Origin of the sequence: Methanobrevibacter arboriphilus (assembly GCF_019669925.1) — an archaeon.
Classification (GTDB): Archaea; Methanobacteriota; Methanobacteria; order Methanobacteriales; family Methanobacteriaceae; genus Methanobinarius; species Methanobinarius arboriphilus_A.
On the sequence record NZ_AP019779.1, the window covers coordinates 2,130,145 to 2,144,431 of the forward strand.

Sequence of the window (14,287 nt, forward strand, 5' to 3'; positions counted from 1 at the left end):
ACATGATAATTATGAGTTTAATACTTAAATTTTATATAGTATGAACTAAATATATTATTATCATAATTTTTGTTATGATTTTTATTTGGAACTGATAATTGTGAGGAATATCAGTTTTTTTGGAGGTATAAAATATATGGTAAAATATAAAAAAAAGATCTTGATTTTGGTTCTTTTAGCTATTTTTGTCATTGGGATTAGTATTACAAGTGTTTCTGCTGCTGAATCTAGTGATGGAAATACTAAAGCTAAAAAAGTGTCTCAATCTGATGTTTTAAAGGCTAGTAAAAATATTAAAACTTATACTGATAAAAATAAAAAACTGCCAAACTATGTTACTATTAAAAATCAAAAATATTCAATGGAAGAATATATGCATCTATCATCTTTAACGATATATTATAAATATAAACAAAAGAAGAATACAGTTGCAGTTAAATCTGGTGTTAAAAGCCCGAAAAGTCCTTCAGGTTCTAAAATCAATGGAAAACTCAATAAAAAACAGTTCTCCACTTATAATGTTAATGCTTATAAATATATAAAAAATTATGATCGTGCTCCTAATTTTATTTCTACAAAACTAGGTAAGATGAAATTTCAGACATTTATTTATGCTAACAGTCGTATTTTAGCATGGTCTGCAGATAATGGTGGTAAATTGCCTAATACTCTTACCCTTTCTATTTCTGCTACTCATCCTATTAATAAGTATTTTCCAAAATATTCTTCCAGTTCAGATAGTTCTTCTGGTTCTGGTTCTCAAGTTGTTAATCCAACTAAATCTGTTTCTATGACTAATATTTTTGAAGCCTCAAATAGGGTTAAAAATTACATTGAAACTAATAATGCAATGCCATCAACAGTTAAAATAGGTGCTGATACTTATTCTGCTAATGATTTCTTATATCTATTATCAAAAGCACTTGTTAATAAAAATTCAGGTGTAAATTCTAATATAGCTGTTTTAACAACCAGTGCTCCTTCTAACCCTTCAGGAAATAATAAACTTGGAAAAATTTATAAAGCTGAATTTTTTAATTTAGCTAAATCCACAGCAAACTATTATGAAACAAATAAAAAAGCTCCTAACTATATTAATTCTAGTCTTGGCAATTTACAATATCAATCGATGATTTATGTTTTTGCACGAATAGGGTCTTATATACATAATAATAAAGCGATTCCCAATTATGTTGATGTGACTGTAGATAGTTCTAGTAAAATTAATGGTGGAACTGGTGGAAGTACTGATCCTCCTATTGGTTTAGATGAGTATTTGAAACCTACTAAGAATTGTCAGGTGAATGATGCTAAAATTCAGGCTAAAGCTAAAGAAATTACAAAAGGCTGCACTAATGAATTGCAAAAAGCTACTGCTATTTTTAACTGGGTAAGGGATAATATTAGATATCAATCTTATACTGAGACTCTTAAAGGTGCAGTTAATACTTTATCTAGTAAATTGGGTAATTGTGTTGATCAAACTCACTTGTTGATTGGGCTTTTAAGAGCTTCTGGTATTCCTGCTCGTTATGTCAATGGTATGGCTACTTTCAAATCTAGTGGACACATAGGCCATACTTGGGCTGAAGTTTATGTTAATGGTAAATGGATGATTGCTGATACAACTAGCAGTCAAAATAGTTTAGGATCTGTTAAAAATTGTTGGAATCATGAAATATGGTATAAAAGAGCTCAAATAGATTTCTGAGCAAATATCATTTTTCTTCATTCAAATATCATTTTTCATCATTTTTATAAAAATTAAATTTTTATTTATATTATATTTTTATTTATATTATATTTTTATTTATATTATATTTTTATTTTACGGATTTTTATTTTTAAGACTTTTAGCACGTTTATATAAAAATTTTGTTAACAATTATTTTTTTAACTATGCCAAAAAATATTATTTCTTAGAAAGTTAGTATATAAAACAATTAATGATAGATAATAGATTAGCCAAATTTATTTATATTTAAAAAATTAATTTATACTATACTTATTCAAACTTTATATTATATAAATTGTATTAAAACTATTAATTTAGTTATTAAAACCTTCAATTAATATATATTTAAAATAGTAATAAACAACATTAAAATTACTAATTAATTATATTAAAATTATACTAAAATTAGTTAAAACTATTAATAAATTATACTAAAAACATTAATAAATTATTAAATTAAAACTAGGAGATAATTGATGAAAATAGCTATTGTACTTGGAACAAGGCCTGAAATTATAAAAATGGTTTCTGTAATTGATGAAATTATTCTTAGAGGTCATGAATTAATTCTTATTCATACTGGTCAACATTATGATCATGAAATGTCTGATCAGTTTTTTGAAGAGTTAGAATTACCTACTCCTAACTATAACATTGGAGTGGGATCTTCTTCTCATGGTAAGCAAACTGGTAAGATGATGGAAGGAATAGAGGAAATATTACTCAAAGAAACTCCAGACATACTTTTAGTTCAAGGAGATACAAATGCTGTTTTAGCTGGAGCTTTAGTAGCTTCTAAACTCCATATTCCTGTAGGTCATGTAGAAGCAGGACTTAGATCTTATGATATTACTATGCCTGAAGAAGTTAATAGAAAAGCTGCTGATGTTTGTTCAAAGTATTACTTTGTTCCTACTGAAAAATCTGCTATTAATTTATCTCTTGAAGGCATCTCTAGAAAAGATATATTTATAACTGGAAACACTGTTGTTGATGCTTGTTTTAGAAATCTAGAAATAGCTAAAAAACATATTGATGATATTGAAAATTCTTCCAATCCTTCAAATTCTTTCAATCCTTCAAATTATTCCAATTCTTCTAACTCTTCTAATAATTCTACTTCTCCTGATTCTTCTAAATCTTCATCATTTTCTAATGAAATATTAAATTTATTAAAATTAGATAATATTATTACTTTAACTATGCATAGGGCTGAAAATGTTGATAATAAAAAGCGTTTAACAGATATAATCGATGCAATAGCTGAACTTAAAGATTTTAACATAGTTTTCCCAATTCATCCAAGAACTAAAAAAACAATGGAAAATTTTGGCTTATATGAAGATTTATCTAAGTTAGACAATGTTCATCTTATAAAACCATTAGGATATTTAGACTTTTTACTTTTAATGTCAAAATCATTAATTATTGTTACTGATTCTGGAGGTCTTCAAGAAGAGGCTATTACTCTAGATATTCCTTCTCTTACTCTTAGATATAATACTGAACGTCCTGAAACTGTTGAAATGGGTGGAAATATTTTAGTTGGTGCTGATAAAGACTTTATTGTTGATAGTGCTAATAAAATCTTAAATGATAAATCTTTTTATGATAAAATGAGTTTAGCTCCAAATCCTTATGGTGATGGAACAGCTGGAAAGAAAATATTGGATATAATTGAAGATAGCTATGAAAAAGGAGAATGTAGATTAGATTCTCCTGATGATATTATGGATACTTTCACTACTTTAATGAAAATTGTTGATGAAGATATTACAGTTTTTGATTTTGAAATTAATAATAATGCTTTAATTAGAACAGTTTTCAACCCTGCTTATGAGTCAATGAAGTTTCCAAGTGATGATTTGAATTTAAAAGGAATGAATATTTTATATGATAAAATGAGCTGACTTTTATAGATTCAATATTTGTAAAGTATTGTGGGGTTTAAATATTTGTATATCATTTTTAAAGTATTTTTAAAATACTTAAAGTGTTTATAAAATGCCTGTAATTTTTTACTTGTAATTTTTTATCTTTATTTTTAATATTTAATCATTAATTCTAAGGAATTCTCATGGTAAATAATAATAGTGTTAACTCTGTTTTGGTTTTTGAATATTACACTGCTTCTGGAAAAAACGATCCTACGATTATTTCTGAAGCTAAATGTTTAATCGATTCACTTTTAAATGAATTAAGTTCGTTTTCAGAGGATAATGATACGAAAATTCATTTTCTAGTAGCTAATGATTTTAAATATATTGGAGATAATTATAATTATATTAATGAAAATAAGATTATTATTGATGTGTCTTTAGAAGATTGGCTAAAGAGTAATATAGATAAATTTGATAGTTGTATGTTTATTTCAGCTGAAGAGAATATGAATCTATACAATTTAGCTAAATTAATTGAAGATAAAGGTGTAAAGATTTATGGTTCTGATTCAAATTCTACTTTAATCTGCTCTAACAAATTTTTAACTTTCAAACATCTTCAAAGTATTGTAAAACAACCTAAAACTTTTCAATTCACTATCTCTGATGAAATTTCATGGGAAGAATCTATTAAAGATATATTTAAATCTTTAAAATCTTCCAATGATTCTAGAATTAGTGATAATGAATATTCTAAGAATTCTAAAATTAATGATATTAATAAATTTTCTAATTATTCTAAAAATAGTGACATTAATAAATCTTCTAATGATTTTAGAACTAGAAGTAGCAATGATTATAAATTAATTGTTAAACCTATTTATGGTGTTGATTGTCAGGATATGGTTATTATATCTGAAATTGAAGATATAAATAATATAAAAAATGTTTTTCCTAATAACACTCAAGTTCTAGTTCAAGAGTATATTCATGGAGATAACTTTAGTGTTAGCTTAATTTCTGATGGTAAAAAAGCTATTCCAATTAGCTTTAATAAGCAATATATAGATATAAATAAAGAAAATCAATCTTACATTGGAGGAGAACTTCCTTTCAATCATCCTGATCTTGAATCTGCTTTTTTGATAGCTAAAAAAGCTGTAGAATCTATTGAAGGTATTAAAGGATTTGTTGGTGTTGATTTAATTATAACTGATGATTATTCTGCTGGTAATAATTCTATTTATTTTTTAGAAATTAATTCTAGGTTTACTACTCCTTATGTTGGACTTAGTAAAATAGCTAAATTTAATATAGGAAAATCAATAATTAATCTTTTAGATAATAAAATTGATATTTCTAAATTATATAAAGAAGGTTTTGGATCTAATAAATTTGATAAGATGGTTAAATTTAAGAAAAATGGTAATAATTTAGATATTGAAGTTTTATAAATCATTTTTATAAATCATTTTAATAAATTATTATTTAATTAAATTATAAATAAATTGTTAGTTTATAGACTATATTTTATAAATCATTAATTAAAGTATTATTTTAATAGATAGTTAAGATAGTTATTTAATTTTATGTATTATGGAGGATATTTTATGAGAATAGCTGGTTTTGATATTGGTGGTGCAAACACTGATTTAGCTATAGTTGATTTTGAAAAAAGAAATAAAATCATCGATATATCTTGTGATTTTAAGTATTTGCCTATGTGGAGTAATAATAATGATTTAGGAAATACTTTATTTGAATTAATCCAAAATATCAGTGACATTGATTCTATTGATGGTATAGGTATATCAATGACTGCAGAACTTGTCGATGCCTATGAAACTAAAAAAGAAGGTGTTTTGGATATAGCTAATAAATCGAAAGAGATTTTCAATGAAAACTCATCAAAAATTATTCCAATTGCATTTATAGGTACAAAAAAAGTTCTTTCTTTAGAAGAGTTAAAATCTAATTCTTTCGATGTAGCTGCTGCAAATTGGATAGCTACTGCACAGGTAGCTGCTCAAATAAGTCCTAATTGTATTTTTATTGATACTGGAAGTACTACTACTGATATTATTCCAATTAAAAATGGTAAAGAATGTGCTAAAGGGAGATCTGATTTTGAAAGATTAAAAACTAAAGAGTTAGTATATACTGGAACTCTTAGAACCAATTTAGCAAGTTTTCTTGATAGTATTTCTTTTGAAGGCGAGGAATATAATGTAGCTTCTGAGCTCTTTGCAATTACTGCCGATGTTTATAATGTTTTAAATAAGATAAATCTTGATGATTATGTTTGTGATACTTGTGATGGTGCTGGAAAGTCTAAAGAGGAATCTGCAAGAAGAATTTCTAGGGTATTATGTGCTGATTTAGATATTCTTTCTTTTGATGATATTGTTGATATTTCTAAGAATATTCATCAAAGTCAAGTTGATCAAATAGCTAAATCATTAAAAGAAGTTGTAAATAGAGAAAATTTAGATTTAGTTGTTACTACTGGTCTTGGAAAAGATATACTTGCTAAAAAAGCAGCTGAAAGTTTAAATTTAGAAGTTAAATCTATGAGTGAGCTTTTAACAGATGAAGAATGTGTTGTTGCTCCAGCTATTGGGACTGCAATTATGATGAATGAATATTTAGAGAATGAATGTTTAAAAAATATTTAAAAGTTATTTAAAGTTATTTAAGGTTATTTAACAATGTTTAAGTTAGTTAAAGTTATTTAAGGTTATTTAAAATTATTTAAAGTTATTTAAGATTATTTAAAAAGATTATAATTTAAAATTAGTGGAGATATAAATGAAAAAAAGACGTATGGTTCTTATTATAATATTATTTTTATTAATAATAGGGGCAGGACTATGTTTATTTGCAAATCTTTGTGAAACTCAGACTATTGGATCAAATAATTTAGGATATGTTACAAAATCTACATATTCTCATTATGGAGATTCTGAACATAAAATTGCAGTTGTTTCTGGTATGCATTCAAGGGAAAAACTTTCTGCTGATGTTTTACCTATTGCAGTAAAGTTTTATGCTCTTTTTAATAAAGTAGATATAGTTAATTATCAAGTCACGGTTTTAGATAATCCTGATGATTTTTACATTGGTAGAAGCAATGGAGAGTCATTGGTTAATAATTATGTTGTAAATGACATAGCTAAAGAAAATTTTGATCTTGTTATTATAGGGCATGATCATGAAGAAGGTTATGGGGATGGTTTTTATATAGCTACTCCTTCAATGGATTCAAAATCAGTTAATCTAGCTGAAAAAGCAATTAATAATATTCCTAACTTTAATTATTATAAGAGAGATACTACAAAATCAGCTAAAAGTAGTTCTATCACTACTGTTGATAATCCTATTGTAGCTACTGGAACTCCTCTTTTTGTTTATGAAATTCCTGAATGGTTAGGCTTTTTTGAAGCTCTTGGTAATTCTTATAGTCTCATTGGAGCTTCGTTTAATTGTTTTAATTGATAATCTATACTTTTTATATTTACTTTTAGTATAATTATTTATCACCTTATCTTATTTTTTTTAGAAATAATGGTGTATTTGAAAAGTAGTTGCTAAATTGATAAATTTATATTCTTTTTTTTAAAAAAAATTGGGGTGAGATTCGTTTTTATATGAATCATGACCTTAATATATATTATTGTATTATTTTTTTAAATATTTAAATTTTTTATAATTGAATACATGTTAGCGTTAGCTATCAACTATTTTTTTGGAGGAGGATGAGCTTATAACCAAAAATCATCAGTTAAAAGTGTTAAGAGAAAAAGAAAGAGTTTAAAAGATTTTTAGTGAATACTTGTAGGAGCTTTATTTATATTATCAAGACTCTCCCCGTATAAATAATATTTTTTTAAACAATTCTTAAATTGTTTTTTTATTTATATCTTGATAAAAAGGGTATAAATAGTATGCTCCTACTGTTGGTTGTATATTATTTACTATATATAAATCTTTGCTATATAACGAATGTTATTATTTTTCATTGAACTGTTCAAGAAATATTAAACAAAAAAAGAATAAATAAAACCAAAAAATGAAATGAGAAATGAGTTTATGCCAAAATTGTTAGATAAAAGTTTTAAATATTAGTAAAAAAGAACTGTTAAATAAAAAAGTAATTAAAGAATATTAATTAAAGAATAATAATTAAAATATTAATTAAAGAAAAATAATTAAAGTATAATAATTAAAGTATATGATTTAAATAAGATAAATTACTAAAAAATCAACTAATACCAAACTTCTTTCATTCCAAGGAGATATGCAACCATGTTTGATATTAAATGGATTATTAATGTAAGTATTGCAATTATTATCACTGTTTCTGAGCTTATGGTTGTGTATAATGATGCTAAAATCAATGCTCCCGCAATAAAATCTAGTTGATCTAATATTGGAGCAGGTCTGCCTCTATTTATGCCTAACCTTCTTTTAATAAAACTTCCAGCCGCATCACCCAATAATGCACCAAAACTTAAAAGGAAACCCACAATTAACCCATATACTGGGTCCCAAATCAAGACTCCTTCTATAGCTCCCACGAGAGTCCCAGTTATTGTTCCAAAAATTAGTCCTTTCCAAGTTACTCCATTTCCTATAATCCTATGTCCATCAATGAAATTTTTCCCAAAATCTACTGGTGTTGTTCCTCCAAATGCAAGTCCACTGAGATTTGCAATATAGGCAGGCATTATAAAGTATACTGCACTTAGACAGGTCATAATAAAAGCAGCTAATTCTGACATTATTTTCCTCTAATTTTTAATATTACTTATCTCATATTAATTCTTTTTAATTTATAAACTTACTTATTTGATTATAATTTCAGAATTCTGTTTTTATCTTCACTTTTTCAGTTTTTTATTTTTAATAATTAATTATTAATTGAATAAGAGTTGGTTGTTTATAATTTATTCACTTTTATTGTTAGCTTTTCAATTTTTAATTTGTCTATCAGCTTAGAATTTAGCTATTATTTTGTTTTTTATTTTTTAGCTGTTAGTATTAAATTTATTTAGGTTTTTCTATATATAGCTAGGTTTTTTCTGTATATATTGTATAAAGATATATTTTTTTCTTTGAATGCTCATTAAATGTTAGATTTTATTTTAATTTTTTATAATATTTCCTATTTTTATTTACTTTTAATTTTATTCTATCAATTTTTACTAAACTTTACTATTTAATTTAAATATATAAATATAATGCTTAAATATAAATATAATATAATAGAAAATAATAAGATAACAGTTGAATAGGATGAATAAAATAATTAGATAATTAATAAAAATACTGTCTTAATCTAGAACTATAAAAAGATATTTTATGGGATAGTTTTAATTAATAATTTGAATTATTATTTTAAGTTTTTTACTATCAATATAAATTCAAATATTCAATAATATTCAATAGATTTATCTAATAATACTCAATAAACTTTATTAATGATGAGAATCTAATTATTCAATTTAATTATTATATCAATAATTACTATCAATCAATTATTATGTCAATTAATACTATTAATTATTACTATATCAATTAATATTATATTGTTAGTAATCAATTATATTATTATATCAATTAATTATATCAATTAATAATTCAGTTAATAATTATATCATTAGTAAGCAATTAATACTATATCAATTAATTACACTAATTTAATTATTATGCTAAATTAACAATTATTTAAAATATCAGCAAATTTTAATTATTAATATTTATTCTAGGAATGATTGATGTTTACATATCTCATTTGAATTTTAATCAGGATTAGTTAATAAGATAGGTGATCATTTTGGTGTTTATTAAGAAAACAATGAGTTTATGCCCAACTTGTTTTAAACCAGTAGAAGCTGAAGTTTATGAGAAAGATGGGAAAGTTTGGATAAAAAAAGAGTGTCCTGAACATGGTAGTTTTGATAACACATACTGGACTAATGCAGAATTATATAAAAGAGTTGATGGTTATAAACCGTCTATTAAGCCAATAAATAATCCTCAAGTTGATTTAATGTCAAATGAAGAGGGTTTAGGTTGTCCAAATAATTGTGGAATCTGTTCAGATCATGAAACTGCTACAGTACTTGGTCTTATTGATGTTACAAACAGATGTAATCTTAAATGTCCTGTTTGTTTTGCTAATGCTGCGGTTTCTAAAAAACTTTATGAACCTACTTTTGAAGAAATCAGACAGATGTTAAAAAATTTACGTAGCTTAGATCCAGCACCTACTCCAGCAATACAATATGCTGGTGGAGAACCTACTGTTAGAAAGGATATTGTAGAACTTGTTAAGTTAGCTAAAGAAGAAGGTTTTTCTCATACTCAGATAGCTACTAACGGTTTAAGATTAGCACGTAAAGAATCTTTAGCTCAAGAATTAGCTGATGCAGGATTAAATACTATTTATCTTCAATTTGATGGTGTTACTGAGGAACCTTATATTTATAATCGTGGTAAAAATATTCTTCCTCAAAAGATTCAAGCTATTGAAAACTGTAGAAAAGCTAATCTTGGAATTGTTTTAGTTCCAACTTTAGTTAAAGGGATTAATGATGATCAAGTTGGAGACATAATTAATTTTGCTATTGATAATATTGATATTATTCATGGAGTTAATTTCCAACCAGTATCCTTTGCTGGTAGAACTCCTCAAGATCAAGTAGAGGAGCAGAGAATTACTATTCCTGATTTCATTGATTTAACTTCTAAACAAACTGATAATCAAATTAAAGAAGATGATTTCTATCCTCCTTCTTCAGTTGAGCCTATTTCTAGATTTATTGGTGCTCTTGAAGGAGAAGAACCCTCTGTAACACTAAATTGTCATCAACATTGTGGTATAGCTACCTATATTTTCATTGATAGTAATAAGAAAATTATTCCAGTAACTGATTTTATTGATGTTGATAGGTTCTTAGAATTTTTAGATGAAAATGCTGAAAAAATAGAAAATGGTGGTTTTGCTATAAAGCCAAGAGTTTTAGCTAAAGCTACAAGAGAAATCCCAAAAGTATTAGATAGAAGTAAAGCTCCAGATTCTTTGGATATATCTAAAATATTGGTGAATGTATTTAAAGATAGATCTTATGAAGCTTTAGGTGATTTCCACCATAATTCTTTACTTATATCTTGTATGCATTTTATGGATCCTTTTAATTTTGATGAAAACAGGGTTAAAAAATGTGTAATTCATTATGCTGTTCCTGATGGTCGTATAATACCATTCTGTACAATGAATTCCATGTATAGGCAAGAAATTGAGGAAGAATTTTCAGTTCCATTTAAAAAAGATTGATGATTTAAATTGAATAATATTCTTTAATCTTTATTTTATTCTTTAATTTTTATTTTTGTAACATTTTTCAATTAAGTTTTCTTAATTTATTTACATTCTTATATTTTTTATTTATAATTTTATTTAGTAATTTTTTATTTTTTCAATTTATTTCTTGTTTTATTTTTAGCTTATTTTTAATCTATTTCTTAGTTTATTTTTAACTTATTTTTAGTTTATTTTTAATCTATTTCTTAATTTATTTTTAACTTGTTTTTTAATTTTTAGCTTATTTTTAAATCATCTTATAATTTAATTATAAAATCAATTTTAAAATTAAATATAAAAATTAATATATGATAATAGATTATATTGTACTAGATTTTATTTAAATTAATAAATTAAATTAATAAATTCTTGATAGTTTATTGGAACAACTTAAGGAGCTATTATATGATTATTAAAACTCCATCTAGACTACATATGACTCTAATTGATTTAAATGGTTCTTATGGTCGGGCAGATGGTGGTATTGGTTTAACCATAGATAAACCTAATTTTACTCTTCAATGTGAGCATTCAGAAAGTGGAATTTCCATTGATTTTAATGAAAAAATTACTGATGAAGAAATAAGAAAAGAAGCTTTTAAAAAAATTAGTATGTCTGCAGAAAAAGTAATTTCAAAATATAATTTCGATGAAGGTTTCCATTTTACTGTTGAAGAGGCATATCCTCCACATTCTGGTTTAGGATCTGGAACACAAATGTCTTTAGCTACAGCAAAACTCATCTGTGAATTTAATCAAAAAAAAGTTGATAGTATACAACTTGGAAGTATTCTTGGAAGAGGTGGAAGTTCTGGTATTGGAATGGGTGCATTTGATTATGGGGGATTTGTTGTAGATGGAGGACATGATTTAAAAGATAAAGGAGGGTCTGTTTTACCATCATCAGTTAATCCAGCTAAACCACCTCAACTAATTGGTCGTTATGACTTTCCAGAGGATTGGGAAATTGTTGTAGCTATATCTGATGCCGATACAACGGTTACAGGTATGAAAGAAGATGATATTTTTGAAAAATACTGTCCAGTTCCTAAAAATGATGTTGAAAAGCTATCTCATATAATATTTATGAACCTCATTCCATTTCTTTTAGAAAAAAACATTGAATCAGTTGGAGATTCAATTAATAATATTCAAAAACTTGGTTTTAAAAACATTGAAGTTTCTCGTCAGTCTCAAAATGTTAGAGTTTTAATGGATAACATGAGACAATTTGGAGCTTATGGTGTTGGAATGAGTTCTTTTGGTCCAGCTATTTATGGCTTAATTGATAAACATAATCAAGACGTTTTTAAAGCAACTCAAGACTATCTTGGTGATGAAGGCATTGTTTTTAAAACAAAAGCTCAAAATCATGGATTTGAAATTGAAAAATAGTTATTAATTTTTTTATTATTAATTTTTTCATTTTTTAATTAATCGTTAGTTATATAAGTCATTAGTTACATTAAATAACTTATAATTTATATTAAATAAATAATTCTTGATAATTTTTATATTTTTAAAGATAATTCATTGTTTTATTATTACACGTTTTTTATAATATTATAATTCATAATTAAAAAGATTAAATAATTTCATTTGTTTTTATTAATAAGTTTAATGCTGATAAAATGGATAAGATAAAAGGAAAAGTTTGGAAATTTGGAGATAATATTGATACTGATGTTATTATTCCTGGAAGGTATTTAAGAACATTTAACCCTGAAGATTTAGCTCGGCATGTTATGGCTGGTGAAAGAGAGGATTTTGCAAGTGTGGTTGAATCAGGAGATATTATCTTGGCTGATGATAATTTTGGTTGTGGATCTTCAAGAGAACAAGCACCAGTAGCTATTAAAACAGCTGGGGTTTCAGCTGTAATAGCTAAATCTTTTGCAAGAATTTTCTATAGAAATGCTATTAATATTGGTCTTCCAGTTGTTAAAGCTGATATTGATGCTAAAGAAGGAGATATTATCTCATTAGATTTGAAAAAGGGTGTTATTATTAATGAATCTTCTGGAAAATCCTTTAAAATTGAACCATTTAAAGACTTCATGCTAGATATTCTTAGTGATGGGGGTCTTGTTAAACATTATCTCAATGAAAAATAGTAACTATTGTTTAATTAATAATTCTTTTGTTTAAATAAGTGTTACTTTTTATAGCTATCATTTTTAATGAAGATATTTTCATTATTTTTAATCTGTTTTTATTTTTAGTTTTTTAATAATTAATTTTTAAAAATATTAATCCTAAACTATTAATATAGTAACATTACAAATAAAAATAGTAAAAATAAAAAGAAATATAATAAATGTAAATAATGTTAATTTAATTATCTTAATTATCTTAATTATCTTAATTATCTTAATTATTTTAACTATTTTAATTATCTTAGTTATAGTTATAATTATTTTAATTATTTTATTTATCTTAGATATAATTACTTTAAATATAATTTTTTTAATTTAATTATTTTAAATATAATTACTTTAAATATAATTTTTTAATTTAATTATTTTTAATCTAATTATTTTTAATTTTATTAATTCTTGAATATAAAGAATTAAGTTTCAAGAGGTATTAAAAATGGAATGTCCTATTTGTGGGTCAGAAAACATAGATACATTAAAATCAAAGAGAATCTCCTCAAAAAGTGGAGAAATAAATGAATTACTCCTAAAATGTAACAACTGTGAATCTGTATTTAAAGATAAAATCACTGAAAGTAAACCTATTCCAATTAGACTTATAATTAGTGAATATGAAAGTTCTAAGAAGACTCATATTGATATTTATCCTGATGAAAAGCTATCTAAGGATAATATTTTATTGTCTGATATGGGTGAAGTTGAAATTACTTCTCTTGAAACAAAAGATGGAAGAAGAGTTTCAAGTTCAATTGCCAAGGATGTTTCTACAATTTGGGCAAGTTCAATTGAAATTCCTTCAAGAATAGGCGTTTCAGTTGATTTAACAGGTAATGTTGATTCTTTTAAGGTAGAAGTAGACAGGGAAACTGAATTTGCTACTGATGATTTTGTTAAAATAGCTGAATATGTGATTCGTATAAATGTTATTAAAACTTTAGAAAGAAAAACAAGAAAAGGATATGCAAAAGCTCGAGTTATCCAAAGAATTTATGGAAGACCAGTTAAATTTAATAATTATGATTATGATTTAACTGATAAAATTGTTTCAAGGAAAGTAACTGATAAAAGAGCTAAAAAATAGATTATAAATATTTATTTTTATTGCATATTAATTATTTAACATTAATTATTTAATATTAATTATTTAACA

10 protein-coding genes are annotated in these 14,287 nt (G+C 24.9%); 9 read left to right on the forward strand and 1 reads right to left on the reverse strand.

The window, feature by feature from the left end; all coding sequences use genetic code 11:
* Positions 1–136 precede the first annotated feature (136 nt).
* From MarbSA_RS09310 to MarbSA_RS09330, 5 genes are all read left to right on the forward strand, one after another.
* Positions 137–1,711: a transglutaminase domain-containing protein gene (locus MarbSA_RS09310; RefSeq protein ID WP_221061485.1), complete on the forward strand. Its 1,575-nt coding sequence runs from the start codon at positions 137–139 to the stop codon at positions 1,709–1,711.
* Positions 1,712–2,211: 500 nt separating this feature from the next.
* On the forward strand, positions 2,212–3,645 hold the full coding sequence (gene wecB, locus MarbSA_RS09315; RefSeq protein WP_054835596.1) for a non-hydrolyzing UDP-N-acetylglucosamine 2-epimerase: 1,434 nt from the start codon (positions 2,212–2,214) through the stop codon (positions 3,643–3,645).
* 167 nt (positions 3,646–3,812) lie between these two features.
* A complete protein-coding gene (locus MarbSA_RS09320) occupies positions 3,813–5,069 on the forward strand; it encodes an ATP-grasp domain-containing protein (RefSeq protein ID WP_054835597.1) in 1,257 nt (418 codons plus the stop codon).
* A 156-nt stretch (positions 5,070–5,225) separates the two neighbouring features.
* Positions 5,226–6,290: a hydantoinase/oxoprolinase family protein gene (locus MarbSA_RS09325; RefSeq protein WP_221061486.1), complete on the forward strand. Its 1,065-nt coding sequence runs from the start codon at positions 5,226–5,228 to the stop codon at positions 6,288–6,290.
* Positions 6,291–6,423: 133 nt separating this feature from the next.
* Positions 6,424–7,110: a hypothetical protein gene (locus tag MarbSA_RS09330; protein WP_221061487.1), complete on the forward strand. Its 687-nt coding sequence runs from the start codon at positions 6,424–6,426 to the stop codon at positions 7,108–7,110.
* Between the two features lie 770 nt (positions 7,111–7,880).
* Here MarbSA_RS09330 and MarbSA_RS09335 read toward each other — a convergent pair.
* On the reverse strand, positions 7,881–8,399 hold the full coding sequence (locus tag MarbSA_RS09335; protein ID WP_432420125.1) for a CDP-2,3-bis-(O-geranylgeranyl)-sn-glycerol synthase: 519 nt from the start codon (positions 8,397–8,399) through the stop codon (positions 7,881–7,883).
* 1,055 nt (positions 8,400–9,454) lie between these two features.
* Between MarbSA_RS09335 and tes the strand changes: the two genes are divergently transcribed.
* The 4 genes from tes (at position 9,455) to MarbSA_RS09355 (ending at position 14,218) form a co-directional block, all read left to right on the forward strand.
* Positions 9,455–10,954 carry a tetraether lipid synthase Tes gene (gene tes, locus MarbSA_RS09340; RefSeq protein WP_054835119.1) on the forward strand — a complete coding sequence of 500 codons (1,500 nt, stop codon included), beginning with the start codon at positions 9,455–9,457 and terminating at the stop codon, positions 10,952–10,954.
* Between the two features lie 432 nt (positions 10,955–11,386).
* Positions 11,387–12,376 (forward strand): beta-ribofuranosylaminobenzene 5'-phosphate synthase, encoded by a 990-nt coding sequence (locus MarbSA_RS09345; protein ID WP_221061489.1) that lies wholly within the window; start codon positions 11,387–11,389, stop codon positions 12,374–12,376.
* Between the two features lie 236 nt (positions 12,377–12,612).
* The gene (gene hacB / locus MarbSA_RS09350) at positions 12,613–13,095 is read left to right on the forward strand and encodes a homoaconitase small subunit (RefSeq protein ID WP_054835915.1); all 483 of its coding nucleotides are present in this window, start codon (positions 12,613–12,615) and stop codon (positions 13,093–13,095) included.
* Between the two features lie 478 nt (positions 13,096–13,573).
* Positions 13,574–14,218, forward strand: coding sequence for an HVO_0476 family zinc finger protein (locus MarbSA_RS09355; protein ID WP_054835500.1), 645 nt, complete (start codon positions 13,574–13,576; stop codon positions 14,216–14,218).
* Positions 14,219–14,287: the final 69 nt, after the last annotated feature.

Coding starts and splice junctions, on each gene's coding strand:
- MarbSA_RS09310 (WP_221061485.1), top strand. CDS start 137: ATGGTAAAATATAAAAAAAAGATCTTGATTTTGGTTCTTTTAGCTATT.
- wecB (WP_054835596.1), top strand. CDS start 2,212: ATGAAAATAGCTATTGTACTTGGAACAAGGCCTGAAATTATAAAAATG.
- MarbSA_RS09320 (WP_054835597.1), top strand. CDS start 3,813: ATGGTAAATAATAATAGTGTTAACTCTGTTTTGGTTTTTGAATATTAC.
- MarbSA_RS09325 (WP_221061486.1), top strand. CDS start 5,226: ATGAGAATAGCTGGTTTTGATATTGGTGGTGCAAACACTGATTTAGCT.
- MarbSA_RS09330 (WP_221061487.1), top strand. CDS start 6,424: ATGAAAAAAAGACGTATGGTTCTTATTATAATATTATTTTTATTAATA.
- MarbSA_RS09345 (WP_221061489.1), top strand. CDS start 11,387: ATGATTATTAAAACTCCATCTAGACTACATATGACTCTAATTGATTTA.
- hacB (WP_054835915.1), top strand. CDS start 12,613: ATGGATAAGATAAAAGGAAAAGTTTGGAAATTTGGAGATAATATTGAT.
- MarbSA_RS09355 (WP_054835500.1), top strand. CDS start 13,574: ATGGAATGTCCTATTTGTGGGTCAGAAAACATAGATACATTAAAATCA.